Raw genomic sequence first — 26,977 nt, 5'->3', positions numbered from 1 at the left:
CCCGGACAGCCCGGGTGCCTCACAGATCGGAAGACCATGAACACCTTCATCATCGAACGCAACGTCCCCGGCGCCTCGCAGCTCAGCCACGACGACCTCGTCGAGATCGCCCGGACCTCCAACCGTGCCGTCGAGTCGCTCGGCGTCTCGTACGAGTGGGTCACGACCTACGTCGCCGGCGACAAGCTCTACTGCATCCACCGCACCGACGAGCCCGAGACGGTCCGCGAGCACGCGCGCCGCGGCGGGTTCCCCGCCGACGTGGTGTCGGAGGTGGTCGCCGAGTTCGGCCCGCAGACCGCCGACGACGGGATGCCCTCCGCCGAGGTGGCGGCATGACCGCGGTCTACGTCACGCCGGCCGCGATGGCCGAGCAGGGCGCCGCGCTGCGCGCCCTGGCGGCCGGCGTGCGACGCGGGATGCTGCGGCTCGTCGCGGCGGCGCGCGCCGGCGCGACGGCATCCCGCCGTCGCTCCGCCGTCGACCACGCCGAGATGACCCGGCGGCGCACGGTCGCCTACGCCTTGGAGGCCATGCGTGCGGGTGCCTACGCCGACGTCGCACTCGGCGGACCCGTCCCCCGCTGACCCGCCGCGGCGGGACGCGCGGCGGCTCGGACAGCCCCCTGGCACCTCGGCCGGTGACCGCCCGCGCGGCGGCGCCGAAGCCTACGATGGCGCCATGGGGCTGTTCGAGCGCGCGCCGCAGCTGGACGCGCTGGCCGACGCGATCGCGCGGGGCACGGTGGCCGACGGAGCGGCGTCGGGGTCCGTCGTGACCGTGGCCGGCGATGCGGGTGCGGGCAAGACGAGCCTCGTGACCGCGGCGCTCGCGGGCGTGCCCGAGGACGTGCGCGTGCTGCGCGCCGCGTGCGACCCGCTGTCGACGCCCCGCCCCCTGGGGCCTGTGCGCGACGTGCAGGCCGCGCTCGGCGATCCCGTCGAGGCGGACTCGCTGCTGGGAGCGGAGGCGCGCTTCGCGGCGCTGGTGTCGGCGGCACCCACCGTGCTCGTGATCGACGACGCGCAATGGATCGACGCCGCTTCGGTCGAGGTGCTGCGGTTCCTGATGCGCCGGATCGAGGCGCTGCCGGTCGTCCTGGTGATCGCGCACCGCGACGTTCCTCTCGGTCACACGCTGCTGGCGCTGCTCGGCGACATCGCGCGCATGGACACCGCCACACGCGTGGCCGCTCCCCCGCTCTCGGTCGACGCGGTGCGCGAGCTCCTCGGCGACGGCGGCCCCGACGCCGCCCACGTGCGCGCCCTCACCGGCGGCAATCCGTTCTTCGTGGCCGAGATCGCCCGCAGCCCCGGCGACGAACTGCCGCCGACGGTGCGCGACGCGGTGATCGCGAGCACCACCGGCCTCAGCGGTGCGGAGCTCGAGGCGCTGCAGCTCATCGCGACCGCGCCCGACGCGTTCGACGATCGCCTGCTGGCGTGGGTCGGGCCCGGCGGCGCGGGGCCCGACGGCGGCGGCATCGACGTCCCGACGCTCCGCCGCCTCGAGGGCACCGGACTGCTGGTGCGCACGCCCCACGGGATCGGCTTCCGGCATGAGCTCGCCCGCCTCGCCCTCGTCGCGAGCACCGAGCCGGGCGTCGAGGCGCTCCTGCACCGTCGCGTGCTCGACGCGTGGGAACACGTGGGCGGCGCCGACGACGCCGTGCTCACCCACCATGCGGCGGCCGCCGGCGACCGCGAGCGCACCCTGACGTACGCGGTCCGCGCCGCCGACGACGCGACGCGCACGGGCTCCCACACCGAGGCGGTCGCCTTCCTGACGCTCGCGTTGGAGCACCTCGACGACGAGCCCGCCGAGCGCGCGCGGCTGCTCGAGCTGCTGAGCACCGAGCAGTACATGGTGAGCCGGCTGCCGGCATCCCTGTCGTCCATCGATGCGGCGCTGCGCATCCGCGAGCGGCTCGGCGACCACGACGGCATCAGCACCGCGCACGACCGACGCGCCGTCGTGGAGTACTACTCCGCGCGCCGGCGCGAGGCCGAGCGTCACGCCGATGCCGCCGCCGACGTGCAGGCGGGCGCGGCGGCGTTCGCCTCGGCGCAGGCGACGCGCGCCTATCTCGCGTATCGACGCCACGACCTCGCCTCCGCGCGCCGGATCGTCGCTGCGCAGCGCGATTCCTCCCCCGTGGATGCCGTCGCCCTGCGCCTGTCGATCACGGAGGCCGCAGCATCCCTCGTCGACGGCGACACGGGGGCACGCACCGTCCTGCGACTGCACGCGTGGGAGGCCCTGGAACGATCGCTGGACGAGATCGGCACGACCGCGTACTCGAACCTCTCGGCTCTCGACATCGAGCACCGCCGGCTGGGCGAGGCCGAGGCGGTGCTGGCGGAGTCCATCCCGCTCACGGTCGACCGCGACATCCCGGTGTGCCATCAGTGGCAGACGGGGATGCGGTCACGCCTGCACCTGCTCCGCGGCCGCTGGGCCGCGTCCGCCGAGGACGCGGCGTCGGTTCTCGACAGCGGCTGGGCGCCGCTGGCAGCCGTCTGGCCGCACATCGTGTCGGCGCTGCTGGAACTCCGCCGGGGCGAGGACGCGGCCGCCGCCGACGGCCACCTGGAGGCGGCGGCGGAGCTGGCGGCGCGGCTGGACGAATCGCTGGTGACGCTGGCTGTGCTGAGCGTCCACGCCGAACGCGCCTGGCTGACCGGCGACGCCGATCCCGCGCTGGAGGCCGCTCCCGCCGCGCTCGCGGCCGCAGCGGTGCTTCCCGGCACGCAGTGGGCCATCGGCGACCTGCGGGTGTGGCTCGCGAGGCTCGGCCGTCCCACCGCGGAGGCGAGCGATGCCCTCCCCGAGCCCTACCGGCTCGAGCTCTCGGGATCCCATGCCGAGGCCGCACAGTCGTGGCGCGACCTCGGTGCCCCGTTCGATGCCGCGATCGCCGCGGTTCACGCGACGGATGCCGCCACCGCGGCGGCGGGCATCGCGAGCCTGGACGCGCTCGATGTGCCGGCCACGGCGGCACGGGCACGCCGCATGCTCACCGAGCGAGGCATCCGCTCGCTCCCCGCCCGGCCCCGCAGCGCGACGCTCGCCAATCCGTCGGGCCTGACCAACCGCCAGCTCGACGTGGCCCGGCTGGTCGCGCGGGGCCTCACGAACGCCGAGCTTGCGCAGCAGCTCTACATCTCGCCCAAGACGGCGGATCACCACGTGTCCGCGGTGCTCAGCAAGCTGGGTCTCGCGAGCCGGCGCGACATCGTGCGCGCCGCCGCCGCGCTCGGCCTCGAGTGAGGCCGCGCGTCAGCTCTGGACGGTCTGCGCCTCGCGCAGCTTCGCGAGCACCTGGTCGCGCAGCTCTTCGGGCGCGCTCTCCTTGCAGGCCCGGGCGAGCACTTCGGTCAGCGTACGGGCGACGAGCGCCTCGTCCTGGCAGCCCTCGCAGTGCTCCAGGTGCTCGGCGATGTCGGTCTGCGAGGTCTTGCAGACCTCGTGGCGCAGGTACTCCTCCAGGTCGCGCCGCGCCTTCTCACAGCCGCAGTCGGTCATTTCGTGCTCCTCGTGGCGGCAGTCGTCTGAATGCCGCGCTCCTTTGCGTAATCGGCCAGCAGTTCACGGAGCATTCGCCTGCCACGGTGCAGGCGGCTCATGACCGTGCCGATGGGGGTCTTCATGATGTCGGCGATCTCTTGGTACGCGAAGCCCTCGACGTCGGCGAGGTAGACCGCGAGCCGGAAATCCTCCGGAATGGACTGCAGCGCATCCTTCACGACCGACGCGGGCATGTGGTCGATCGCCTCGGCCTCGGCCGAGCGCGTGCTCGTCGCAGTGGTCGACTCCGCGCCGCCCAGCTGCCAGTCCTCGAGCTCGTCGATCGTGCCCTGATACGGCTCACGCTGCTTCTTGCGGTACGTGTTGATGTACGTGTTCGTGAGGATCCGGTACAGCCACGCCTTGAGGTTCGTGCCCTGCGTGAACGTCTTCCACGAGGCGAACGCCTTGACGAACGTCTCTTGCACGAGGTCGGCCGCGTCCGCGGGGTTGCGGGTCATCCGCATGGCCGCGGCGTACAGCTGGTCCATGAAGGGCAGCGCCTGCTCCTCGAACTGGGCGCGCGGGTCGTCCGCCGCCTCGGCGCCGGAGACCTGGTCGATCGATTCGCTCATCACGCGCCAGTCTACGGCGGCCGCCTCCAGCCCCGCGGGGGCAGGATGCCGCGACCCGAGGCTCAGCGAGGGCGCATCGGTCTCGACGCGATCAAGTGTGGCGAACATCCGGCTCCGCTCGTGGGTGTCTCCCGGGCCTGTCGCACCGGTTCAGTAGGGTAGAACCCGATGACAGCCGACGGGTATTCCCCCACTTCCGCGCCGATTGCGCACGGCCACTGGCACGCGCCCGTCGCGGAGGGCGCTCTGCGCGCCACCGTGACGGTGCCGGGCTCCAAATCGCTGACGAACCGCGAGCTCATCCTCGCCGCACTCGCAGACGGCCCGAGCCGGCTGATCGCCCCGCTGCACTCCGACGATTCCGCGCGCATGATCGACGCGCTGCGGGCACTGGGCGTGGGCATCGAGCTCGTGCCGGGCGCGGGCGTGTACGGCGACGACGTCGAGGTCACCCCCGTGTGGCCGCTCGGCGGCGACAGCGTCCTCGACTGCGGCCAGGCGGGCACCGTGATGCGCTTCGTGGCCGCCCTCGGCGGCTTCGCGCACGGCGACGTCACCCTCACGGCGCACGAGAGCGCGCTGCACCGCCCGATGGGTGCCATGATCACGGCGCTGCGCGACGTCGGGGTCGACATCGACGACGGTGCGCGGTGGGCGCTTCCCTTCATCGTGCGCGGTCACGGCCATGTCCGTGGCGGCGAGGTCACCATCGACGCGAGCGCCTCGAGCCAGTTCGTCTCTGGCCTGCTGCTCGCGGCGCCGCGCTTCGATGTCGGTCTGCACCTCGTGCACTCCGGTGAGCGGTTGCCCAGCATCCCCCACATCGACATGACCGTGGAATCGCTCGCGCACCGCGGGGTGCACGTCGAGCGCCCTGCCGTGGGCGAGTGGATCGTGCCGGCGAGCGCCATCCGCGGCAAGGACGTCGCCATCGAGCCCGACCTGTCCAACGCCGCGCCGTTCCTGGCCGCGGCGATGGTCGCGGGCGGCTCCGTGTCGGTCACCGGCTGGCCCGCGCACTCCACGCAGCCCGGCGCCATGCTCACCGACATCCTGTCGCTCATGGGCGCCCGCGTCGTGCGTCGCGGCGGAGCGCTCACGGTCACCGCCGGCGCCGGCATCCAGGGCGTCGATCTGGATCTGTCGGCGGCCGGCGAGCTCACCCCCACGATCTTCGCGCTGGCCGCGTTCGCCGACTCCCCGTCGACGCTCCACGGCATCGGCCACATCCGCGGTCACGAGACCGACCGGATCGCGGCGCTGGTCGCCGAGCTGCGCGGACTCGGCGGCGAGGCGCACGAGCTGCCGGACGGCATCCGCATCGTCCCCCAGCCGCTCCGCGGCGGCGTGTGGCACGCCTACCACGACCACCGGATGGCGACCACGGGTGCGCTGATCGGGCTGGCCGTGCCGGGCGTCGAGGTCGACGACATCGGCACGACCGCCAAGACCATGCCAGAGTTCCCGCAGATCTGGCAGCGCATGCTCGACGGCGATGACGATCACGCCGACGGCGGTCTTCCCGACGAGGCGATGCGCGTCTCGTGACGCGGCATCCGAGAGCATCGTGACGCGATCCGGGACGACCCAGTGAGCGAGACGGCGCCATGAGCTGGTTGGACGATCTCGGCGACGACGACGAGCCCGAGTTCGACGAGGCCGACGTCCGCGTGCGGCCCAACCCGAAGGCCAATCGCCCCCGCACCAAGCGGCGTCCCGCCCACAGCGACGCCGAGATCGCCCGCGTCCTGGGCGTCGACCGCGGCCGCTACACCGTGCTCGTCGACGAGGACCTCCCGAACGAGCACACGGTGCTCGCCACCCGCGCCCGGGAGCTGCGCAAGATGCCCATCGTGACCGGCGATCGCGCCCGCGTCGTGGGCGACACGTCGGGCGACGAAGGCACGCTCGCACGCATCGTCGGCATCGAGGAGCGCACCTCGCTGCTGCGCCGCAGCGCCGACGACACCGACCAGGTCGAGCGGGTCATCGTGGCCAATGCGGATCAGATGCTCGTCGTCGTGGCCGCCGCCGATCCCGAGCCGCGGCCCCGGCTCGTCGACCGCTACCTGGTGGCGGCCCTGGACGCCGGCATCCGTCCCCTCCTCGTCGTGACGAAGACCGACCTCGCCGACCCGGCCGAGTTCCTCGCGCACTTCGACGGCCTCGACCTCGAGGTGTTCACGAGCGGGCGCGAAGAGATGCCGCTGCAGCGCATCGGCGCGGCCCTCGTCGGGCACTCCACCGTGTTCGTCGGGCATTCGGGCGTCGGCAAGTCGACTCTCGTGAACGCGCTCGTCCCTGACGCGCGGCGCGCGACCGGGCACGTCAACGAGGTCACCGGCCGCGGCCGCCACACGTCGAGCTCGACGGTGTCGCTGCGCTACCGGGGTGAGGGCGGCAACGGCTGGGTGATCGACACACCGGGCGTCCGCTCCTTCGGGCTGGGCCACGTCGACCCGGCCAACATCCTGCGCGCCTTCACCGATCTCGCCGAGATCGCCGAGGAGTGCCCGCGCGGGTGCACGCACCTGCCCGACGCACCGGACTGCGCGATCGTCGAGGCCGTCGCCGAGGGACGCCTGGGTCCCGGCGGCGCCGCCCGGCTGGACTCGCTGCAGCGACTGCTCGAGACCTTCGCGAAGAAGGCGCAGGAGCCGGGAGCCTAAGCCGCAGGCGCCGGGTCCTGGCGGGCGCGGAGCCCGTCGAGCATCGCGACGACCTCGGACAGCACCGCCTTTCTCGCTCGCTCGGAGTCGGCAGCTGCGGCCACGACGATCGCGGCCTCGCAGAGTGCCCCCAGGAGCAGCCGGGATCGTACGGCACTGTCTCCTCGGCGCAGCTGACCCGCTTCCTGCAGCCGGCTCAGCGCACCTGTGAGGAGGGCCCCCACATATCCGTCCTCGACCGTCCTGGCCTCATCGCGGCCGAGGACGGCGGGGCCGTCGATCACGATGATCCGGCCGATCGACGGGCGCTCGCATTCCCGGATGAAGGCGTCGACGCCCGCGACGAATCCGTCCCAGCCGCCGCCGGCATCTGCAGCTGCCGCCGTCAGCGTGGACACCAGTTCCTGCTGCAGCTGGACGAAGACCGCTCGGAAGAGTGCCGACTTGTCGGCGAAGTGGTGATACAGCGCTCCCTTGGTCAGGCCGGCACGCGCAGCGATGTCGTCCGTGGACACCGCTGTATAGCCTTCGTCGCCGAACAGTTGCGCCGCCACAGCAACCAGCCGGGCGGCGGTGGTCTCGGAGCGCTCTCTCTGGCGGCGCGGCGTTCCCATGGCGACCTCCTTGACGGGGACGGACTGCGTCAGTAGCTTACGTACTCCAAGTACGTACTCCGAGTATGTAACGAAGGGATGACTCATGACCGACTTTGTCGACCGGTGGGCGGCGTTCTGGGCGGCCCCCGACCCTGATCTCGTGGGGAGCATCGCAGACGAGGACATCGTGCTGCGCTACCCGGGAGTCCAGGAACCGATGACCGGTGTCGACGCGTGGAAGGAGCGCGTCGCATCCATCGTCCAACGGTTCCCCGATGTGCGCCTCGAGGTGACCCACCACGCCACCGTCGGCGACCTCTGCTTCATCAGCTGGAAGGCCTCGGCCACGAGCCAGGGCAGGCCGATCTCGTGGGAAGGGACGGATCGGATGCTGCTGAAGGATGGCCGCGTGATCGACTCGATGGTGGCGTTCGACACCTCGGGCCTGCGTCAGGCCGCCTGAGCCGCCGTCGCGGCGCCCGCGCAGCGCGGGCGCCGCGGCCGCCGGTGACTCGGCGGGTGCGAACCGTCGGCCTAGGCTGGAACGGTGACCACGCAGCGCCTCGAACCCGGCTCCCTCGCCCCCGTCTTCACGCTCCCCGATCAGGACGAGCGCCCGGTGTCGCTGAAGGACCTGCGCGGGGGCCCGGTCATCCTGTTCTTCTACCCCGCGGCGATGACCCCCGGATGCACCAAGGAGGCGTGCGACTTCCGCGACAGCCTCGCGCCGCTGCAGGCGGCGGGCTACACGGTGCTCGGGATCTCGCCCGACGAGCCCGAGAAGCTCCGCCGCTTCCGCGAGCGCGACGGTCTCACGTACGACCTGCTGAGCGACCCCGATCACGAGGTGCTCGAGAAGTACGCCGCGTGGGGCGAGAAGATGAACTACGGCAAGACGTTCCTGGGCGTCATCCGCTCCACCATCGTGGTCGACGCCGAAGGCCGCGTGACGCACGCGCTGTACAACGTGCGCGCGACCGGCCACGTCGCGCGGGTGCGCTCACTGCTCGGGGTCTGACCGCGCCGGACAGGATGCCGGCGGCGTGTGCTCGCCGGCGGAGTCGGCTGCCCGCGTCGGCGTCAGCGGGCGCTGCCGCTGCCGTCCTGACGCGCCGCGCGTCCGGCGTCGCGCACCGCGAGGATCAGCAGCACGAAGGTCACGATGGCAGGTGCGGCGAGCGCGAGCGCGATGCCGGGCGCGGCGAATGCCCCCGTCACGGCGCCCAGCGCCACGGCGAGGATCAGCAGCTGCGTGACGATGCCACCCGAGCGACCCCACGACTGGCCGCGCCAGACGGCGACGGCGAAGGCGATGACCGCGGCGGCGCCCACGAGGCTCAGCACGATGAGCGCGATGGCGCTCGCCAGGGAGTCGGTGTCACCTCGCAGGATCTCCACGATCTGCCAGACCACCAGTGCGGCGATGCCCACTCCTTCGAGGCCGACCAGCACCGCGGCGACCCTTCCGGACACGTTTGTCCGCATTCTCCGTCGACTCCCTCTTCGCTTGGCGACTGTTTGTACGAACCCTCCACACGGGTGAGGGAACACTCAGCAAGTCCTACACAAACGCGCCGATGAACCCTTGATTCAGGTAAACCGCTATGGGACGATTGGTGAAGCCGTGTGCTCCCACAGCGACGTGGGGCGAGTTTCCTCGCACATCCCACAGGGTATCGGACCCGAACCGGCACTCTTTCCCCACCCCTCTGTCACAAGGAGCACCACCATGGACTGGCGCGACAAGGCCGCCTGCCTGACCGTCGACCCCGAACTGTTCTTCCCCGTGGGGAACACCGGACCGGCCGTCGATCAGATCGAGAAGGCCAAGTCGGTGTGCGCACGCTGCACCGTCACCGAGATCTGCCTGCAGTACGCCCTCGAGACCGGTCAGGACTCGGGCGTGTGGGGCGGCCTCTCCGAAGACGAGCGTCGCGCGCTCAAGCGCCGCGCCGCTCGCGCGCGCCGCGCCTCCTGACCACCCGACACAGAAGACGGAGTGGATGCCGCTCGTGCGGCATCCACTCCGTCTTCTTTCGTCCCGCGCGTGACCACCGCCGAGATCAGGAGATCTCGCCGGCACAGGACGCGTCGTCGAGGAACGGCCTGTCTTCGCGAGATCTCCTGATCTCAGAAGCGGCTCAGCCCTGGCTGCGCTCGATGTAGCGCAGCGGGATGTCGATGGTCACCTCGGTGCCGCTGCCCATGATGGTGTGCCAGTCGATGGTGCCGCCGAGCTCGCCCTGGATGAGGGTGCGAACGATCTGGGTGCCGAGGCCGCGACCGACCTGGCCCTCCGGGAGCCCGGAGCCGGTGTCGCGCACCCGGACCTCGAGCCGGTCGTCAGTGCGGTCGGCGATGATCTCGACGTCGCCCTCCTGGCCGGCGAGACCGTGCTCGACGGCGTTCGTCACGAGTTCGGTGAGCGCCAGGGCCAGCGGCGTGGCGTACTCGCTGGGAAGGGTGCCGAAGCGGCCGGTCGAGTGGGTGCGGGCACGCGTGTTGGGCGCGGCCGCAACCTCGGCGACGAGCTTCAACACGCGGGCGAACACCTCGTCGAAGTCGACATTCTGTGCGAGCCCCTCCGACAGCGTGTCGTGCACGACGGCGATCGCCGAGACGCGGCGCATCGCCTGCGTGAGCGCGTCCCGCGCCTCGTCCGAGTGCGAACGACGCGCTTGGATGCGCAGCAGCGAAGCCACGGTCTGCAGGTTGTTCTTGACGCGGTGGTGGATCTCGCGGATCGTCGCGTCCTTGGTGATGAGCTCCTGCTCCTGGTGGCGGATCTCGGTGACGTCGCGGCACAGCAGGATCGCGCCGATGCGCGTGCCGTGGTCGCGCAGGGGGATGGTGCGCAGCGACACCGTCACCCCGCGCGCCTCCAGGTCGGCGCGCCACGGCGCGCGGCCGGTGACGACCACCGGGAGCGATTCGTCGAACTGGCGCTTGGTGGGAAGGATCTGCGTCACGACCTCGACCAGTGACTCCCCCTCCAGCTCGTCCTCGAAGCCGAGACGGTTGAACGCGGACAGGGCATTCGGGCTCGCGAAGGTGGTGATCCCGTCGACGTCGAGCCGCACCAGTCCGTCCGACGCCCTCGGCGCGCCGCGGCGCGGCGAGGTCGGCGCGCTGAGGTCGGGGAAGTCACCGGATGCGATCATGCCGAACAGGTCGTCGGCGCACTCGTTGAACGTGATCTGCTGCCGCGACGGCGTGCGCGCCTCGCCGAGGTTCGTGTGCCGGGTGACGACGCCGATCGCCTGCAGGGCACCGCCCTGCTTGCGGGCGACGGGGACGGCGCGGACGCGCGTCGGCGTCTCTTCGAACCAGTCGGGCGACGCCGAATCGACGATCACGCCGGTCTGGAACGCCTCACGCACCTGCGTGCGCCACTGCGGGCGCACCCGATCGCCGACGATGTCGCGGTAGAAGAGGGTCGCCGCACCACTCGGACGCGTGTGCGCGACGGCGACGAACGAGTCGTCGGACGTCGGCACCCACAGCACGATGTCGGCGGACGCCAGATCGGCGAGGAGCTGACCGTCACCGGCGAGACGGTGGAGCCACTCCACATCCTCTTCGCTGGAGCGGCCCTGGGCGTAGACGAGATCGCTGAGGGTCGACACGCACCTAAGCCTAGGGCTCGCGCCTCATGCGGCCGGTGCGCCGGCGCGCGACGGCTGCCGCGCGTCGCCACGGCCGGCGCGCCCCGTGCGCGCAGGACGGCGTGCCTTCATCCCCGCGCCCGGCTCCCGCGCCGGCACGACGGCATCCCCTGCGAACCGGCGGATCGCGAGCGTCAGAGGCGACTTCGGCGCGACCTCCGCGATGGTCTGTGACGACAGCAGCGCGGCATCGGCGGACCGCGGGTCCTGCGGGAGGAACCACACGTCCTCGATCCCGCCGAAGCGGTCGAGCGTGCGCCGCACCTGTCCGCGCGCGTCGATGCCGAGGGCGCCGGGGCGCAGCCGGTTCGCCACCACGGCGACCCGCGTGGCGCCGATCGTCGCGCGCAGCTCAGCGTGCGCGCGCAGGAAGCGCGCCACGCCGAGCGGATCTGCCGCGGCCACCGCCACCACGAGATCGGCCGCACGCAGTGCCGCGATCGTCGCGGCGTTGCGCCGCGGTCCGTCCAGGTCGCTCACGATCTCTTCGTCGCGCTCCAGCGACGACGCGACGTCCACGACGGTGTAGTCGGACCACTCGCGGCACGCCGCGAGTGCCGTCGTCACTCGCCGGTCGCTGAGCTCGGGCCAGCGCGACGGGCGGTTGATCCCGGTGAGCACGTCGACGCCGGTGCGCCCGAGCGGCGTGGCGATGCGCGTGAGCTCGCGCGCGTCCAGACCCCCGAGCTCGGCCTGCCGGCAGGCGGCCGCGAACCCCGGGCCCTCGTCGGCGAGGCCGAGTGCGAGCGCGATGGACGGCGCATGGGTGTCGGCATCGACGAGGGCGACATGGCGTCCGCCACGAGCGAGCTCCATCGCGAGCTCGGTGGCGACGGTCGTGCGACCGGGGGCGCCGGCGGGTCCCCACACCGCGATCACCCGCGGCCGGCTCGACGCCATGTCGGCGGAGCGGACGGCGGCCGGCGCCGTCGAGGGCCCGGCGAGAAGCACCTCGGCGATGCGCCACGGCTCCGCGTTCGCGTCGAGCGGCGCCTCGAGACCGCAGGCCGCGGTCAGACGCTCCCCCGCCTCGTCCGCGACGAGGGGGACGATCCGGGTGCCCGCCCGGTCGCACAGGGCGACCACCGTCGGCGAGAGACTTGTTCGGCCGACTTCGAGCACGAGCGCGTCCGCATCGGCGAGGGCGCGCAGCAGCTCCTCGGCCTCGGGCCCCGGCATCCCGTCGGCCGCCGCGGCGGGCGCCGACGCCGCGAACCGGGCGATCACCTCGACGCCCTCACGGATCAGCCCGGCGACGAGCGCCTCGGTGTCGTCCGCGGCGACGACCGCCCTCACGAACCCGCCCCGATCGTCGGCACGATCGACAGGGCCGACTCGTCGGCCATCGCCGCGAGCGTGGCCGACACGTCGTCGCGCGGGATCACCAGCTCCAGCGCTGCCGCCCCGCCGCCGATCATGGAGTCGTCACGCGTCACCGAGACCACGGTGGCGTCGGTGACGAGGATGCGCGGCTCGTCGTAGGTGCCGCGCTCCAGCAGCGGCGCCGCCCACACCTCCACGACGGTGCCCGCCTCCACCGACGCCGGCACGTCGAGAGCGCTGCGCACCACCACGCTCGTCGTGCGCGCGTCCGCCGCATCCCCGACCGAGGACGCCGGCACGAGCTCGCCGGCCTCGATGGTGCGCGTCGCGACCGCGGCGTCTCCGAGGTCGCCCGCGCCGACATACGTGCCCGCGACCGTGCCGAGTGCGACGTCGACGACCTTGACGTCACCGGCGGCGATCGGCTCGCCGGGAACGATGGTGTGCGCGGCCGCGTACACGGGGACCGTCTGCCGGGCGGCTGCGACCACGAGCCACACGCCGCCCACCGAGGCGATCACGAGGAGGATGCCGAGGAAGAACCTGGTGTCGCCCCAGAAGGCGCGACGCGGCGTTCGAACGGATTCGCTGGCGACGGTCATGGGACCATCGTCGCCGACTCGCGCGAAACGCGTCGGGCGTTATCCACAGGGCGTCCGCCGCCCGGCCCGCACCAGATCCGCGGGGCCATAATGGGGGCATGTCAGATGACCCGACGTCCGACGTGCGTCTTCTCGCCCCCGCTCAGGTGGGCGAGGTGCTCGGCGTCTCGGTCGACGAGGTGATGGCACTCGTCCTGGACGGCCGCCTGCGCGGCCTGCGGGTCGGCTCGCCCGCGCGCTGGCGCGTCGACGCCGCAAGCGTCGGCGACTACCTGGACGACCAGGCCGAGGAGGCGCGGCGCATGGCCCTGTGGCGCCAGTCGCAGACGGCCAGCTTCCCCGAGCTGTGGGGCAGCGGCATCGTGCGCAACGGCGACTGACGCCGGCGCGAGTCTCAGGGCAGCGAGGGTCCCTCGTCCGCCCGCACCCACGCCACCGCCGCGAACGGCACCATGCGATGGCCCGTCACGGCGTCCGCGCGACGCGGCGCGCCCGGATCGTGCAGTGCGAGGTCGAGGTGGTCGGCCCCCGCACGATCGATCGTGCCGGTCAGCAGGCGCCCGTTGACGAGGTGCACGGCCACGCCCGCGCGACGGCGCACGAGATCGCGCAGCACGAATCCGAACGTGAGGCGATCGGTCAACGGCGAGCGGGGCGGGGCGGCCCTGGCGGTGCGCAGCAGGTCGGCGTGCGGCATCCCGACCGCAAGGATCGCGCCGAACGGGGCGACCACCGCGCCCGGCGGCCCGTCGGCCGGCGCGAGGGCGACCCAGTCCGCGCCGACGCCGGTCACCGTCGCCCGCAGCGCGGTGCCGTCGACGAGATCGAAGGATGCCGTCGCCAGAGCGGCCCCGTCGCGCCCTGCCAGGAGCGCGAGCCGCTCTGCGAGCAGCACGCGCGACAGACGCAGGCGCTCGGCCTCGGTGTCGAGCGCGGCACGCTCCGCCTCCCACTCGGAGGCGAGCTGATCCTCGAGGTCGTCGAAGAAGCGGTCCCAGCGCACGGAGCGAGCGTAGGGCAATTCCGCTCTGACCGGCCTCGAGTTATCCACAGATTCGCGGTCGGGGATTTTCCTGAGAGTTCCCCGTGTGTTGTACTAGCCCCCAAGACATCCCCCCTGTCGAGATAGGCACCCATGGCAACGACGCCCGCGGGCACCGCCCGCGCACACCCTCATCCGCTGTCGACACGCAGCGCGCAGCTGTCAGAGTTCTTCGCGCCGCAGCACACGCCCTCGACCGAGCTGCCCTCGCCCGAGCCCTTCCTGCGCAACCTCGCGCTCGGGGTGCTCGAGGTGTTCGCAGGCGTGCGCGAGGTCGAGCAGCTGGCGCGGTGGCTCACCGAGGACGCGTATCGCAAGCTCGTCGTCCGCACCAACCTCGCCGCGCGTGCCCGCAGCGCACGTGGAGTGGCCGCCCGCCGACCCGTGCACACCGTCATGTCGGTGCACGAATCGTCGCCGGCCGACGGGATCGTCGAAGCCGTCGTGGTGGTGCGCGGGCCGGCGCGCACGCGCGCCCTGGCGGTGCGCCTGGAGGGCCGTGACGGCCGCTGGCGCGCCACCTCGCTCGCGCTCCTCTGATCTTCCAGCCGCGGCGGACGGGCCGGTCCCGACGATGTGACCGGCCCGGCCGTCGGCGTTCTCAGTCGTCGCGGTCGATCAACTCGAGCAGCGACTTCAGGGCGTCGCGGATCTCGTCGTGGCCGTACTGCCCCGCGCGGCTCTCACCCGAGATCACCCCCGCACGGTGGACGCGACGGAAGTCCCCGAACGGGAACGAGTAGGCCTGCTTCGTCTCACGGTCCTCCGAGCGGTCGACGCCGAGGTGCCAGTGCGAGAACTCCGTCCACCCGTCACGCTCGATGAACGCGTTCTCCTCCTCGGCGGTCGGCGCCGCCTCCGACCAGTCGTCCCGTTCGTCGCGGACGACCTTTCCGTCACGGATCAGCGCCCGCGCGTGGCGGAGCGCCGGCTGATTCAGTTCGATGGACATGCCTGCGACGCTAGGTCGCGCGCGACGCCGATCGCGAGGGGGTTGACGGATGCGCGGACCGGTGTGTCGCAGCCCCCGTCACTGCTTGTACGACGAGAGGAAGTTCCCCAGGCGCTCGATCGCCTCGGTGAGCACCCGCGCCTCAGGAAGCGTGACGATGCGCAGATGGTCGGGCGTCGGCCAGTTGAAGCCCGTGCCCTGGACGAGAAGCACATGCTCGGCGACGAGGAAGTCGTACACGAGCTTCGCGTCGTCGTGGATCTCGTAGACCTCGGGGTCGAGCCGGGGGAACGCGTACAGCGCGCCCTGCGGCTTGAGGCACGTGACGCCCGGGATGCGCTCGAGTGCCTCCCACGCGGCATCCCGCTGCTCGAGCAGCCGCCCCTCGGGGGCGATCAGCGCGTCGATCGACTGCACGCCCGACAGCGCCGCCTGCACGGCATGCTGCGCCGGCACGTTCGGGCACAGCCGCGTCGACGCGAGCAGCTGGATGCCTTCCAGGAACCCTGCGGCGTGGGACTTGGGTCCGGTGATGACGAGCCAGCCCGACCGGTATCCCGCAACGCGGTACGTCTTCGACAGCCCGTTGAAGGTCAGGCACAGCAGGTCGGGCGCGAGGGTCGCCAGCGGGATGTGCTGCGCCCCGTCGTACAGGATGCGGTCGTAGATCTCGTCCGACAGCAGCAGCAGCGAGTTCTCGCGCGCGATCTCGACGATCCCCTCGAGCACCTCGCGCGAGTAGACCGCGCCGGTCGGGTTGTTCGGGTTGATGACGACGATCGCCTTCGTGCGCGGCGTGACCTTGGCGCGGATGTCGTCGAGGCTCGGCTGCCAGCCGTCGTCCGGATCGCAGCGGTAGTGCACCGGAGTGCCGCCCGCGAGGCTCGTCATCGCAGTCCACAGCGGGTAGTCGGGCGCGGGGATCAGCACCTCGTCGCCCTCGTCGAGGAGCGCCTGCATGGTCATGGTGATGAGCTCGGACACCCCGTTGCCGAGGTACACGTCGTCCGGATCGAACTGGGGGAAGCCCGGCACCTGCTCGTAGCGCGAGACCACCGCGCGGCGCGCCGACATGATGCCGCGGCTGTCGCTGTACCCGTGCGAGTGGGGGATGGCCTCGATCATGTCGCGCACGATCTGGAACGGCGCCTCGAAGCCGAACACGGCCGGGTTGCCGGTGTTGAGCTTGAGGATCGTGTGACCCTCGTCCTCCAGCCGGTCGGCCTCTGCCAGTGCCGCCCCACGGATCTCATAGAGAACGTTCTGGAGCTTGCTCGACTGGTCGAGAGGACGGAGGCGATTCATCGCATCAGGATATCCGCGCCTGCTCGGTGCCAATGCACGCTCTGTGGCCCGGCCGGCGCGTGCACGAGATCAGGATATCCGGCGACCACAGGTTGATCCGCGCGAGGACATCCTGCCTCGGCGAGATCTCCTGATCTGGGCGAAGTGGATGCCGCGACCCGGCGTCGGCCGAGGTCGCGGCATCCATCCGCCTCACTTCTTGCGCTGCTCGGCGGCGCGACGCTGGGCGCGGTTGAGGGGCGCCTGCTCGGCGGCGGGGGCGTCGGTGCGCTGCCCGAAGGCGCCGCGCGGCGCCTCGGCGGCGGGCTGCGCCGGCGGCTGGGCGGGCGTGGCCGCGGCGGCCGCGGCGGCCTGGCGCAGGCGGGTCGCCGCCTGCTGCACCTGGCCGCGTTCGTTGCGCACCTCGACCTCGCCGGCGTCGTTGGACGCCGTGTACTGCAGTCGCTGCGCATCGACCGACGGCGCGGACGACAGTCCCTTGGCCTCGACCTGCGTGACCTGCTCGGCGTCGCCCTCGCCCTGGCGGCGCACCTCGACCTCGAGGTTGTAGAGGTAGCCGACCGACTCCTCCTTGATCTGCCCCATCATGGCCTGGAACATCTGGTAGCCCTCGCGCTGGTACTCGATGAGCGGGTCGCGCTGGGCCATCGCGCGCAGGCCGATGCCGTCCTTCAGGTAGTCCATCTCGTACAGGTGGTCGCGCCAGCGGCGGTCGAGCACCTGCAGCACGACACGGCGCTCGAGCTCACGCGTCGCCGCCTCGCCCAGCGCGGTCTGGCGCTTCTCGTAGGCGATGCGGGCGTCGGAGAGGATCTCGCGCTTGAGGCCGTCGGCGGTGATGCCGCCCTTGCGGCCGGCTGCCTCGGCCACAACCTCGTCGATGGTCACTCCCACCGGGTAGAGGGTCTTCAGCTCGGTCCACAGCGCGTCGAAGTCCCAGCTCTCGTTGTGACCCGACCCGGTGTGGTCGTCGATCACGGCGCCGATGGCGTCCTCGATGAAGTGCTGCACGCGGTCGGCGATGTCGTCGCCCTGCAGGATGTGGCGGCGGTCGGAGTAGATGGCCTCGCGCTGGCGGTTGAGGACGTCGTCGTACTTGAGGACGTTCTTGCGGATCTCGGCGTTGCGCGCCTCGACCTGGCTCTGCGCGGACTTGATCGCGCGCGTGACCATGCCGGACTCGATCGCGACGTCGTCGGGGAAGTTCGTGCGCGCGATGATCGCCTCGGCGGCTCCGGACTGGAACAGCCGCATCAGGTCGTCGGTGAGCGAGAGGTAGAAACGGCTCTCACCCGGGTCGCCCTGACGGCCGGAGCGACCGCGGAGCTGGTTGTCGATGCGGCGCGACTCGTGGCGCTCGGTCCCGAGCACGTAGAGACCGCCGGCCTCGACGACCTGCGTCGCCTCGCCCGCGACGTGGTCGCGCGTGGCCTGGTACACCGCGTCCCACTCGGCCTCGTACTCCTCGGGCGTCTCGACCGGGTCGAGGCCCTTCGCCTTCATCTCCTGCACGGCGAGGAACTCGGCGTTGCCGCCGAGCATGATGTCGGTGCCGCGTCCGGCCATGTTCGTGGCGACGGTGACGGCGCCCAGGCGACCGGCGCGGGCGACGATCTCGGCCTCGCGCGCGTGGTTCTTCGCGTTGAGGACCTCGTGCTTGATGCCCTTCTTCGCCAGCAGCCGCGAGAGGTACTCGCTCTTCTCGACGCTGACCGTGCCGACGAGCACCGGCTGGCCGTTCTCGTGGCGTCGCGCGATGTCTTCGACCACCTGCGCGAACTTCGCCGTCTCGTTCTTATAGACGAGGTCGGACTGATCCTTGCGGATCATCGGCTTGTTCGTCGGGATCGGGACGACGCCGAGCTGGTAGGTCGACATGAACTCGGCCGCCTCGGTCTCGGCGGTACCGGTCATGCCGGCGAGCTTGTCGTACAGGCGGAAGTAATTCTGCAGCGTGACGGTGGCGAGGGTCTGGTTCTCGGCCTTGACCGGCACGGCCTCCTTGGCCTCGATGGCCTGGTGGATGCCCTCGTTGTAGCGCCGGCCGACCAGGATGCGGCCGGTGTGCTCGTCGACGATCATGACCTCGTCGTTCATGACGACGTAGTCGGTGTCGCGCTTGAACAGCGCGAGCGCCTTGATCGAGTTGTTGAGGAACGAGATGAGGGGCGTGTTGGCCGACTCGTACAGGTTGTCGATGCCGAGATAGTCCTCGACCTTCTCGATGCCGGGCTCGAGCACGCCGATGGTGCGCTTCTTCTCGTCGACCTCGTAGTCGACGCCCGCCTCGAGGGTCTTGGCGATCTTCGCGAACTCGACGAACCACCGGTTCGCCTCGCCCGACGACGGGCCCGAGATGATGAGCGGCGTCCGGGCCTCGTCGATGAGGATCGAGTCGACCTCGTCGACGATCGCGTAGAAGTGACCGCGCTGGACGAGGTCCTCCTTGCGCCACGCCATGTTGTCGCGCAGGTAGTCGAAGCCGAACTCGTTGTTCGTGCCGTACGTGATGTCGGCGTTGTACTGCTCGCGGCGCACTTCCGGCGTCTGCCCGGCGACGATCGTTCCGGTCGTCATGCCCAGGGCGCGGTAGATGCGGCCCATCAGCTCGGACTGGTATGACGCCAGGAAGTCGTTGACGGTGACCACGTGCACGCCCTCGCCGGCGATGGCGTTGAGGTAGACGGGGAAGGCGCCGGTGAGCGTCTTGCCCTCACCGGTCTTCATCTCGGCGATGTTGCCGAGGTGAAGTGCCGCGCCGCCCATGATCTGGACGTCGTAGGCGCGCTGGCCCAACGTGCGCTTGGCGGCTTCGCGAACGGCGGCGAACGCCTCGGGCATGAGCTGATCGAGGGTCTCGCCCGCCTGGTAGCGGGCGCGCAGCTCGGCGGTCTCGCCGCGGAGCTCCTCGTCGGTGAGCTGCTCGTAGTCCTCTTCGAGGGCGCCCACGGCCTTCACGACCTGCTGGAGCCGGCGCAGGACGCGACCCTCACCGGCGCGAAGCAGTTTCTCGAGGGGGTTGGCCACGGAGTGTCTCCATCTTCAGGAAGTCGGGTGCGGCGCGCTGGCGCCGCTGCCGCCCGAGCCCCCAGGGCCCAGGCATACCTGCCTATGTTATCCACCCGTGACCTTGGTGTGCGCTGGGTGCGCGAGCCGTGTGGATGCCGGCGGACACGGCTTCACGGCATCCTTCGTCTGCATTCCGGGTATGTATATACTCGGTCACTACATACTGGGTATACCCCGACGGAGAGGTACGACATGGTGGTCTGGCGTCGATGGATCTTCCCGATCCTGATGGTGATCGTGGTGGGGGCAGGAGCCGTCGCCCTGGTGAAGATCGCCTTCTTCCCGGATCAGGCGCCCGCCGCCGCGTTGGAGCCGAGCGCGCAGATCGCCGATCCCGTGGTCGCCGTCGAGCGCGGCGAGGTCGTCAACGCGCTGAGCCTCACCGGGACCATCGCGCGGGATGCCGCCTACCCGGTCCGCTCGGGCGTCGACGGCCTGGTCACCTCGGTCGACGTCGGCGAGGGCCAGTCGGTCGCCGCCGGCCAGAAGCTGTTCACGATCAAGCAGACCGACCCTGTCAAGAACATCGACGTCGTCGCCCCCGAGGCCGGCGAGGTCACCGAGCTCGCGATCGTGAAGGGCCAGCCCGCGTCCATCGGCGTCGAGCTGGCGAAGCTCACCCCGGCGCGGTACCACGTGCAGGCCACGGTCGAGCCGGTGCAGCTGTACCGGCTGCTCAACGCCCCCACCGAGGCGGCCGTCACGATCCAGGGCGGCCCGGCGCCGTTCACCTGCACGGGCCTCAAGGTCGCGGTCGCCGAAGACGGCACCACGACCGTCACGTGCGCGGTGCCCGCCGACCAGACCGTGTTCGCCGGGCTGCAGGCGCAGCTCGACATCGACCTCGGCACCGTGTCGGACGTCCTCGTCGTGCCCACGACCGCAGTCAAGGGCGGGTCGGGCACCGGCGTGGTGTGGGTGGATGCCGGCACCGGCGAACTCGAAGAGCGCGATGTCACGCTGGGCGTCAGCGACGGCACGACCGTCGAGGTGACGGCCGGGGTCGACGAGGGCGAGCAGGTGCGGCAGTACGTGCCTGGCCTCGCCGCAGGCAACGAGCCGGTCTGCTACGACGACGGCATGGGCGGCGAGTACTGCGAGCCGGCGGGATGGAACTGGTGAGCCTCGTCCGGCTGGAGGGCGTGGCGAAGCACGTCATCCTCCCCGACGACTCGCGGCTGGACATCCTGCGTGACGTCGAGCTCGCCATCGCCGCCGGCGACCACGTCGCCATCGTCGGCCGCAGCGGTTCGGGCAAATCGACGCTGCTGAACCTCATGGGGATGCTCGACCGCCCGTCCGAGGGCGCGGTGTGGTTCCGCGGCGAGCCGGTGCGCCGGATGCGCAAGGGCAAGCTCGACAAGCTGCGCGGACGCAACGTCGGGTTCGTGTTCCAGCAGTTCAACCTGCTCGCCGGGCGCACGGCGCTCGAGAACGTCGCGATGCCCCTGGGGTACGCGTCGGGCCGTGCATTCTGGAACCGCCGGCGCACCGCCACCGCGATGCTCGAACGCGTCGGCCTCGGCCATCGCATCGACTCGACGCCCGAGCAGCTGTCGGGCGGCGAGCAGCAGCGCGTCGCCATCGCGCGGGCGCTCGTGCGCCGCCCGGCCCTGATCCTGGCCGACGAGCCGACCGGGGCGCTGGACGTCGAGACGGGTGGGAGCGTCATGGCGCTGCTGGACGAGATCGCCTCCGAGGCGGACGCGGCCCTCGTCACGATCACGCACGACCTCCACGTCGCCGCCCGCGCGCGGCGCCACTACCGCCTGGAGGCCGGAGTGCTCACACCGTTCGACCTGTCAGCGCCGGCCGCGGGTGCCGCGGCGGCCGCCGCGTACGACCGCGTCGCGCTCGCCCCCGAGCTCGCCGAGAGCGTCGCGGCAGGACCCGCGGATGCCGCCGCCTCGGTCGTCGGAGAGCCGGAGGACACGGCATCCACTCCGTCGTCCGAGTCCGAGTCCGAGTCCGAGACCGCGACCGCGACCGACGCCGACCCGGTGGAGGTGGCCTCGTGACCGGCCTGATCGGCGCGCTCGGCGAAGCATGGTCGGAGCTGCGGCACCACAAGCTGCGGGTGCTGCTCAGCCTCATCGGCATCGCGGTGTCGGTCGGCGCGCTCACCGCCGTGGTCGCGCTCAGCGAGTACCAGCAGCAGCAGATGGCGGAGCAGTCCGACCAGAGCGGCGGCCGGCCGGCGACGGTGTCGGTCTCGGCGATGCGCACCGACGGCACGCCGATGGACTGGGAGACCTTCGACGCGCACGTGCAGGACGTGTCGGGGCGGTACTCGTTCTCGTACCTCACGCGCATCGTCAATCCGGTGGCGGTCCAGGTGCAGACGCCCGAGCAGGTCCAGACGCTGAACGTGCGGCTCGTCGACCCCGCCTACCCGATCATCCACCGCACGGCCCTGCTGGAGGGCCGCTGGTTCGATGAGGCAGACGCCGAGCTGCTCGCCCCGCCCGTGGTGATCACCGAGGCGCTGTGGGACGTCTACGGCCGCCCCGATCTCGCCGCCGGCTTCGCACTGCCGCTGACCGGCGACGTCGCCGGTTCGTACCCGGTCATCGGCGTGACCCCGCGCGTGTACGACGGCGACAACGAGAAGCTCGCCACCATGCTGTACGACTCGTACGCGGCCCGCGTCGACGCCCTGCCCGCGGACTCGTCGGTGACGTGGGAGGTGTGGGTGCCCGAGGAGGGCGTGGCCGACGTCGGACCCGTCCTCGCGATGGACCTGCGCGCCGGTGTCGACAAGGGCGTCGAGGTCATGGTCTCGCGCACGGACTGGGCGTCGCGGCCCGAGGCCAAGAGCTCGGCCGCGATGTTCGAGCTCATCACCGGCGCCATCGCCGGGCTCGTGCTGCTCCTCGGCGGTCTCGGCCTCGTCAACATCCAGCTCGTGGCCATGCGCCAGCGCATCCGCGAGATCGGGGTGCGTCGCAGCTTCGGCGCGACCGGGGGCCGCATCTTCACCTCGGTGCTGCTGGAGAGCGTCGTGGCCACCGCGGTCGCCGGCGTGATCGGCATCGCCCTGGCCGTCGCGATCCTGAAGGCGCCGTTCGTGCTCGACATGTTCCAGGGGATGCAGGACATCCCGCCGTTCCCGATGCGGGCCGCCGTCGTCGGGCTCATCGCCGCCGTCGCGATCGGTGCGCTGGCCGGCTTCATCCCCGCACTCATGGCTGTGAGGTCCAACGTCATCGACGCACTCCGCTTCTGACACTCCGTCTGCGCTCCAGCCCGGGCGCAGCAGCACTCCGTCCCGAAGGAGATCCCATGTCCGTCCGCCAGAGCCTGCTGGCCATCCTCGATCAGGGCCCGTGCTACGGGTATCAGCTGCGCGCCGAGTTCGACCGGCGCACCGGTTCCACATGGCCGTTGAACGTCGGCCAGATCTACAACACGCTCGACCGCCTCGAACGCGACGGCCTCGTCGAGAAGGGCGATGTCGACGACCAGGGCCACGTGTACTGGCAGATCACCGATGCCGGCGCCGCAGAGGTGCGCTCGTGGCTCGACTCGCCCGTCGAGCGCGGGCAGGGCACGCGCGACGAGCTGGCCATCAAGCTGGCGGTGGCCGCGACGCTGCCGGGGGTCGAGGTGGCCGACATCATCCAGACGCAGCGGCGCGCGTCGCTCGCCCAGCTGCAGGAGCTCAACCGCGCGAAGTACGCCGGCGAGAATCCGGACGGCCCGGAAGAGCTGGCGTGGTCGCTCGTCGTCGACTCGATGATCTTCGCCGCCGAGGCAGAGGTCCGCTGGCTCGACCACTCCGAGCAGCGCCTGGCGATGCATCCCGACCATGCGATGGCGCTGGCGCTGTCGACCGAGAAGCCCCGCCGCGGGCGTCCTGCCCTTCGACAGGCTCAGGGACCGGTCGCGGGGCCTGTCGAAGCGCCCGGGTCCCTGCGATGAGCGACACCGTGCTGCGCCTCATCGGCGTGACGCAGCAGTACGGCACCGGGGCGACCGCCGTCTCGGCGCTGTCGGGCGTCGACCTCGACGTGCAGCGCGGTGAGCTCGTCGCGGTGATGGGCCCATCGGGGTCGGGCAAGTCGACGCTCCTGGCCATCGCCGGCGGGCTCGCGATCCCGACGACCGGCGAGGTGGTGGTCGAGGGCGCCTACCTCAGCGAGCAGTCTCCGCGCGAACTCGCACGTCTGCGCCGGCGTTCGCTGGGGTTCGTGTTCCAGGACTTCAACCTCATCCCGACGCTGACCGCGCTCGAGAACGTCACCCTGCCCCTCGAGCTCGACGGGTTCCGCGCCCGGGCGGCACGGCGCGCCGGTCGGGACGCCCTCGCCGCCGTCGGGCTCGAAGGCAAGGCGTCGTCGTATCCCGACGACCTGTCGGGCGGCCAGCAGCAGCGGGTGGCGATCGCGCGGGCCGTGGTCGGCGGGCGCCGGCTCATCCTCGCCGACGAGCCCACCGGCGCCCTCGACTCGGTCACCGGCGAGTTCGTGCTGAAGATGCTCAGAGCGCGGGTGGATGCCGGGGCCGCCGGCATCCTCGTCACCCACGAGGCGCGCCACGCCGCGTTCGCCGATCGCATCGTCTTCCTGCGCGACGGCCGCATGGTCGATCAGACCCGCCGGGCCGGCGCCGAGAGCCTGCTGACAGGCGCATGACCGGACTGCTGGAGGCCTCCGTCACCGAGGCGACGCCGAGGGATGCCGCGCCCCGTGGCCGTCCGTCGGCGTGGGCACGCTGGCGTGTGGCGGCGCGTCTCGCCCGTCGGCAGGTCTGGCGCGCGAAGGGTGCGAGCGCCCTGGTGATGACGCTCGTGGCGCTGCCGATCGCGGCGATGAGCGCCTACGCCGTCTACGCGATGAGCTCGGTGGGCACCGCCGAGGAGCGGAGCACCGTCGAGCTCGGCGGCATGCAGGCCTGGGTGAGACCGGCCGGTGTGCCCGACGCGGGGTTCTGGCAGGCTCCGAACCGGCCGGACTGGAACGGCTACCCTGTCACGGACGGCGGCGGGTGGCAGATCCCGCCGGGCGGGCCGGTGGCGAGCCCCGTGCCGTGGCTCCCCCGTGGCGCCGAGACGATCGAGCTGACCCACGGCGACGTGGCGGTGAAGACGCTCGGCGGCACGGCCCGCCTCGAAGCGTGGGGCGGGCCCGCCTGGGATCCGCGCTTCGCCGGGCGGTTCGACCTCACGGGCGGGGTGCGTGCCGCGGGCGCGGACGAAGCCATGGTCACCGCCGCCGCCCTGGACCGCCTCGGAATCGCGATCGGCGGGGAGCTCGCCCTCGCCGGGCCGGACGCCGGCCGCGCGTTCACCGTGGTCGGCACGTTGGATGCCGCGACGATCCCTGATGCCGTCGCGGCGGTGTTCCTTCCCGGGGCGGATCTCGTCCCGGGCGAGCCGCGGTGGTATCTGCCCGACACCGCGATCTCGTGGCAGGACGTGCAGCGGCTGAACGCGAAGGGCATCGTCGCCTACTCGCGGCAGATCGACCTCGACCCGCCCACCGTGACCGCGATCGAAGGAGCGAGCGCACAGGACGCGTGGCTGAGCTCGATGTGGACGATCCTCACCGTGCTCGCCGTGGCCGGCGCCTTCGTCGCGTACGTCGCGGTCATGCTCGCGGGCGCCGCCTTCGCCGTCTCGGCCCGTCGGCAGCAGCGCTCCCTCGCGATGGTGGCGAGCGTCGGCGCCCGCCCGCGCGACCTCGCACGCACCATCGCCCTGCAAGGCACGGTGCTCGGCATCGTCGGGGGCGTCATCGGCATCGTCGCAGGGATCGGCGTGGCTGCTCTCGTGATGCAGCTGACGCAGGACGGCAGCGCCACCCGCTACTGGGGCTTCCATGTGCCGTGGCCGATGCTCGCGATCGTCTTCGCGTTCGCAGCCGTCGTCGGCACCGCCTCGGCGCTGATGCCCGCGCGGACCGTGACCCGCAGCGACGTCATCGGCGCCCTCCGCGGTGCCCGGCGCCCGCAGCGGCCGCGCGCTTCGCGGCCGATCTGGGGCAGTGTGCTGCTGCTCGCCGGCATCGGTGTCACCGCGGCCGCCGCAGCCGCCGCGACCGCTCTCAGCTCCAGCACCGTGCCGTACGACTCGCCGCTGCGGACGCTCCCGCCCGTCGGGATCGTCGTCGGGCCGGTCCTCGTCCAGATCGGCGTCCTCGTCTCAGGCGCCTGGCTGTTGTGGTGGGCCGCCCGTGGACTGTCGAGGGTCGGTCTCTCGGCGCGGCTGGCCGCGCGTGACGCCGCGGCGAACGCCTCGCGCACGGTTCCCGCGTTCGCGGCGATCGCGGCCACCGTGTTCCTGGGTGTGTTCGCGATCGGGCAGTCCGCGATGCAGTCGGCCTCCTCGGCACGGACGTGGTTCTACGCGGCGCCGCTGGGGGCACTGTCCATCGAGGTGACGCCGTCCGGGATGGATGCCCTCACGCCGGACGCCGCGCGCACCGCCATCGCACGCGCGGCGGATCTGGCGAGGAGTGCGGGCGCTGACGACATCGCCGTCGTCAGCGCCCAGCCGGACCCGTGGTTCCTCGCGCAGCGCGCGGACGACGCCGAATCGGAGTTCGTGATGGCGCTGCTCCCCTCGCGCCACCTCCTCGATCCGAACGTCATCGAGAGCTTCTCGACGAACGGGCAGCACCCGACGAACCCCATTTCGGTCATCACGCCCGGCGAGCTCGAGGTGGCGCTCGGCATGAAGCTGTCAGCCGGACAGCTCGCCGCGTACCGTGCCGGCGCGGCGCTCGCCGCGGATCCCCGCTACGTCACCGACGGCAGGATCGAGCTGGCTGCCTGGACGGCGCGCGACGCGAGCGAGGGCCGTGCGCCCGACAACATCTGGGACACCAGCAGGGCATTACCCGGAGAGTCCGCCCCGCCCGACTTCGCCGAACCGCTCTGGACCGACCGGCTCGACGCGATCACCGTCGACCGCCCGAACCAGCCCATCTCGATCGCCATCGCGCCGTCGACGGCCGCTCGCCTCGGCATCGTCGCTCAGCCGGAGTCGGTGGTCGCGGGGTTCGCACAGCCGCCTCCGGTGAGCGACCTCGACAGGGTCGCCGAACAGTCCGCACTCGTCCAGGGCGAGGGATGGGCGCTCGCACCGCGGTTCGAGACAGGGCCGCCGAGCAGCGCCGTGTGGATGGTGCCGAGTCTCGCCGGCGTCGCCGTCCTCGTGCTCGGCGCGAGCGCCGTCGCACTCGGACTCGCCCGTTACGAACGACGCCCCGATGACGCCACGCTCACCGCGATCGGCGGCACCCGGAGGCTCCGCCGGCGCATCGGGTTCTGGCAGGGCCTCGTGATCGCGGGCTTCGGCACGCTGTCGGGGACGGTCGCCGGCATCCTTCCACCGCTCGGCTTCGCGCTCCAGTCACAGCTGGATCTGCGCGCCGCGGACATACCGTGGACGGTGCTCGCGATGCTCGCGGTGGGCCTCCCGCTGGCGATCGCCACGGTGTCATGGCTGGTGCCGCCGCGCGACCCCGACCTCACGCGCCGGACCGCGATCGCCTGATCGTCGCACAGGCCGGGCCGACGGCATCCTGTCGCCTCACAGGCGGGCCCCGCTACGCTTAACTGTGCACACGAACGCCGACCAGATCGAAGACGAGGCTCAGACCGAGCCCGC

General features: G+C 71.8%; 27 protein-coding genes. 16 read left to right on the top strand and 11 right to left on the bottom strand.

The features are described from left to right. Window positions 1–36: 36 nt before the first annotated feature. The 3 genes from FB391_RS04310 to FB391_RS04300 all read left to right on the top strand — a co-directional run bounded on the left by FB391_RS04310 (window position 37) and on the right by FB391_RS04300 (window position 3,270). On the top strand, window positions 37–339 hold the full coding sequence (locus tag FB391_RS04310) for a DUF4242 domain-containing protein (protein WP_141893026.1): 303 nt from the start codon (window positions 37–39) through the stop codon (window positions 337–339). Next, window positions 336–587 (top strand): hypothetical protein, encoded by a 252-nt coding sequence (locus FB391_RS04305; protein ID WP_141893025.1) that lies wholly within the window; start codon window positions 336–338, stop codon window positions 585–587. The genes FB391_RS04310 and FB391_RS04305 overlap by 4 nt, the downstream gene beginning before the upstream one ends. Window positions 588–681: 94 nt before the next feature. Further along, window positions 682–3,270, top strand: coding sequence for an ATP-binding protein (locus FB391_RS04300; protein ID WP_141893024.1), 2,589 nt, complete (start codon window positions 682–684; stop codon window positions 3,268–3,270). 9 nt (window positions 3,271–3,279) lie between these two features. Here FB391_RS04300 and FB391_RS04295 read toward each other — a convergent pair whose 3' ends face one another. Both FB391_RS04295 and FB391_RS04290 read right to left on the bottom strand, forming a co-directional pair. Further along, window positions 3,280–3,525 carry an alpha-ketoglutarate decarboxylase gene (locus FB391_RS04295; RefSeq protein WP_141893023.1) on the bottom strand — a complete coding sequence of 82 codons (246 nt, stop codon included), beginning with the start codon at window positions 3,523–3,525 and terminating at the stop codon, window positions 3,280–3,282. Then, window positions 3,522–4,250, bottom strand: coding sequence for a sigma-70 family RNA polymerase sigma factor (locus FB391_RS04290; protein WP_185842935.1), 729 nt, complete (start codon window positions 4,248–4,250; stop codon window positions 3,522–3,524). The genes FB391_RS04295 and FB391_RS04290 overlap by 4 nt, the downstream gene beginning before the upstream one ends. Window positions 4,251–4,310: 60 nt before the next feature. Between FB391_RS04290 and aroA the strand changes: the two genes are divergently transcribed. Both aroA and rsgA read left to right on the top strand, forming a co-directional pair. Next, complete coding sequence (aroA, locus tag FB391_RS04285; RefSeq protein ID WP_141893022.1) at window positions 4,311–5,690, top strand: 3-phosphoshikimate 1-carboxyvinyltransferase; 1,380 nt, start codon at window positions 4,311–4,313, stop codon at window positions 5,688–5,690. Between the two features lie 59 nt (window positions 5,691–5,749). After that, complete coding sequence (rsgA, locus tag FB391_RS04280) at window positions 5,750–6,811, top strand: ribosome small subunit-dependent GTPase A (RefSeq protein WP_141893021.1); 1,062 nt, start codon at window positions 5,750–5,752, stop codon at window positions 6,809–6,811. Here the strand turns inward: rsgA and FB391_RS04275 are convergent. Continuing rightward, the gene (locus tag FB391_RS04275) at window positions 6,808–7,425 is read right to left on the bottom strand and encodes a TetR/AcrR family transcriptional regulator (protein ID WP_185842934.1); all 618 of its coding nucleotides are present in this window, start codon (window positions 7,423–7,425) and stop codon (window positions 6,808–6,810) included. The two genes, rsgA and FB391_RS04275, sit on opposite strands and share 4 nt — an antisense overlap. Before the next feature lie 85 nt (window positions 7,426–7,510). Here FB391_RS04275 and FB391_RS04270 point away from each other — a divergent pair, with 85 nt between their 5' ends. Together FB391_RS04270 and bcp are read left to right on the top strand one after the other, a co-directional pair. After that, entirely contained in the window at window positions 7,511–7,870 is a 360-nt protein-coding gene (locus FB391_RS04270; protein WP_141893019.1) for a nuclear transport factor 2 family protein, read from the top strand. A gap of 84 nt (window positions 7,871–7,954) precedes the next feature. Then, the gene (gene bcp / locus FB391_RS04265) at window positions 7,955–8,425 is read left to right on the top strand and encodes a thioredoxin-dependent thiol peroxidase (protein ID WP_141893018.1); all 471 of its coding nucleotides are present in this window, start codon (window positions 7,955–7,957) and stop codon (window positions 8,423–8,425) included. Between the two features lie 62 nt (window positions 8,426–8,487). Here the strand turns inward: bcp and FB391_RS04260 are convergent, their stop codons facing one another. Continuing rightward, window positions 8,488–8,880, bottom strand: coding sequence for a histidine kinase (locus tag FB391_RS04260; RefSeq protein ID WP_246093348.1), 393 nt, complete (start codon window positions 8,878–8,880; stop codon window positions 8,488–8,490). A gap of 256 nt (window positions 8,881–9,136) precedes the next feature. Between FB391_RS04260 and FB391_RS04255 the strand changes: the two genes are divergently transcribed. Further along, on the top strand, window positions 9,137–9,385 hold the full coding sequence (locus tag FB391_RS04255) for a WhiB family transcriptional regulator (protein ID WP_018171995.1): 249 nt from the start codon (window positions 9,137–9,139) through the stop codon (window positions 9,383–9,385). A gap of 163 nt (window positions 9,386–9,548) precedes the next feature. Here the strand turns inward: FB391_RS04255 and FB391_RS04250 are convergent, their stop codons facing one another. Genes FB391_RS04250 through FB391_RS04240 form a run of 3 tightly spaced genes read right to left on the bottom strand, consistent with a single transcriptional unit; the run spans window position 9,549 to window position 12,997 of the window. Next, on the bottom strand, window positions 9,549–11,033 hold the full coding sequence (locus FB391_RS04250) for a sensor histidine kinase (RefSeq protein WP_141893016.1): 1,485 nt from the start codon (window positions 11,031–11,033) through the stop codon (window positions 9,549–9,551). A 24-nt stretch (window positions 11,034–11,057) separates the two neighbouring features. Continuing rightward, window positions 11,058–12,368 carry a CpaE/TadZ family protein gene (locus tag FB391_RS04245; protein ID WP_185842933.1) on the bottom strand — a complete coding sequence of 437 codons (1,311 nt, stop codon included), beginning with the start codon at window positions 12,366–12,368 and terminating at the stop codon, window positions 11,058–11,060. Beyond that, complete coding sequence (locus FB391_RS04240; RefSeq protein ID WP_141893015.1) at window positions 12,365–12,997, bottom strand: CpaB family protein; 633 nt, start codon at window positions 12,995–12,997, stop codon at window positions 12,365–12,367. Before FB391_RS04240 ends, FB391_RS04245 begins: the two co-directional genes overlap by 4 nt. Window positions 12,998–13,095: 98 nt before the next feature. Between FB391_RS04240 and FB391_RS04235 the strand changes: the two genes are divergently transcribed. Further along, window positions 13,096–13,377, top strand: a complete 282-nt coding sequence (locus tag FB391_RS04235) for a MerR family transcriptional regulator (protein ID WP_141893014.1) — start codon at window positions 13,096–13,098, stop codon at window positions 13,375–13,377. Window positions 13,378–13,391: 14 nt separating this feature from the next. On the opposite strand, the gene FB391_RS04230 is transcribed toward FB391_RS04235, so the two are convergent. Continuing rightward, window positions 13,392–14,000 carry a hypothetical protein gene (locus FB391_RS04230; RefSeq protein WP_141893013.1) on the bottom strand — a complete coding sequence of 203 codons (609 nt, stop codon included), beginning with the start codon at window positions 13,998–14,000 and terminating at the stop codon, window positions 13,392–13,394. A 132-nt stretch (window positions 14,001–14,132) separates the two neighbouring features. On the opposite strand from FB391_RS04230, the gene FB391_RS04225 reads away from it, so the two are divergent. Continuing rightward, entirely contained in the window at window positions 14,133–14,579 is a 447-nt protein-coding gene (locus tag FB391_RS04225; protein ID WP_141893012.1) for an Rv3235 family protein, read from the top strand. A gap of 61 nt (window positions 14,580–14,640) precedes the next feature. Here FB391_RS04225 and FB391_RS04220 read toward each other — a convergent pair whose 3' ends face one another. The 3 genes from FB391_RS04220 to secA form a co-directional block, all read right to left on the bottom strand. Then, the gene (locus tag FB391_RS04220) at window positions 14,641–14,991 is read right to left on the bottom strand and encodes a hypothetical protein (protein WP_141893011.1); all 351 of its coding nucleotides are present in this window, start codon (window positions 14,989–14,991) and stop codon (window positions 14,641–14,643) included. A gap of 78 nt (window positions 14,992–15,069) precedes the next feature. Then, a complete protein-coding gene (locus tag FB391_RS04215) occupies window positions 15,070–16,296 on the bottom strand; it encodes a pyridoxal phosphate-dependent aminotransferase (protein ID WP_141893010.1) in 1,227 nt (408 codons plus the stop codon). 192 nt (window positions 16,297–16,488) lie between these two features. After that, on the bottom strand, window positions 16,489–19,323 hold the full coding sequence (gene secA / locus FB391_RS04210; RefSeq protein ID WP_141893009.1) for a preprotein translocase subunit SecA: 2,835 nt from the start codon (window positions 19,321–19,323) through the stop codon (window positions 16,489–16,491). A gap of 234 nt (window positions 19,324–19,557) precedes the next feature. Between secA and FB391_RS04205 the strand changes: the two genes are divergently transcribed. Genes FB391_RS04205 through FB391_RS04180 form a run of 6 tightly spaced genes read left to right on the top strand, consistent with a single transcriptional unit; the run spans window position 19,558 to window position 26,863 of the window. Then, on the top strand, window positions 19,558–20,487 hold the full coding sequence (locus FB391_RS04205) for an efflux RND transporter periplasmic adaptor subunit (protein WP_141893008.1): 930 nt from the start codon (window positions 19,558–19,560) through the stop codon (window positions 20,485–20,487). Continuing rightward, window positions 20,475–21,383, top strand: a complete 909-nt coding sequence (locus FB391_RS04200; protein WP_425462936.1) for an ABC transporter ATP-binding protein — start codon at window positions 20,475–20,477, stop codon at window positions 21,381–21,383. Before FB391_RS04205 ends, FB391_RS04200 begins: the two co-directional genes overlap by 13 nt. Beyond that, window positions 21,380–22,591, top strand: a complete 1,212-nt coding sequence (locus tag FB391_RS04195) for an ABC transporter permease (RefSeq protein WP_141893007.1) — start codon at window positions 21,380–21,382, stop codon at window positions 22,589–22,591. The genes FB391_RS04200 and FB391_RS04195 overlap by 4 nt, the downstream gene beginning before the upstream one ends. Window positions 22,592–22,647: 56 nt before the next feature. Next, a complete protein-coding gene (locus tag FB391_RS04190) occupies window positions 22,648–23,286 on the top strand; it encodes a PadR family transcriptional regulator (protein WP_141893006.1) in 639 nt (212 codons plus the stop codon). Next, entirely contained in the window at window positions 23,283–23,999 is a 717-nt protein-coding gene (locus tag FB391_RS04185) for an ABC transporter ATP-binding protein (protein WP_141893005.1), read from the top strand. The genes FB391_RS04190 and FB391_RS04185 overlap by 4 nt, the downstream gene beginning before the upstream one ends. After that, a complete protein-coding gene (locus tag FB391_RS04180) occupies window positions 23,996–26,863 on the top strand; it encodes an ABC transporter permease (RefSeq protein ID WP_246093347.1) in 2,868 nt (955 codons plus the stop codon). Before FB391_RS04185 ends, FB391_RS04180 begins: the two co-directional genes overlap by 4 nt. The last annotated feature ends 114 nt before the right edge of the window (window positions 26,864–26,977 follow it).

It is taken from the genome of Microbacterium kyungheense (assembly GCF_006783905.1).
In the GTDB taxonomy this organism is placed as follows: domain Bacteria; phylum Actinomycetota; class Actinomycetes; order Actinomycetales; family Microbacteriaceae; genus Microbacterium; species Microbacterium kyungheense.
Note: the sequence above shows the minus strand (reverse complement) of the source record. Positions and strands in the feature narration are given on the sequence as shown.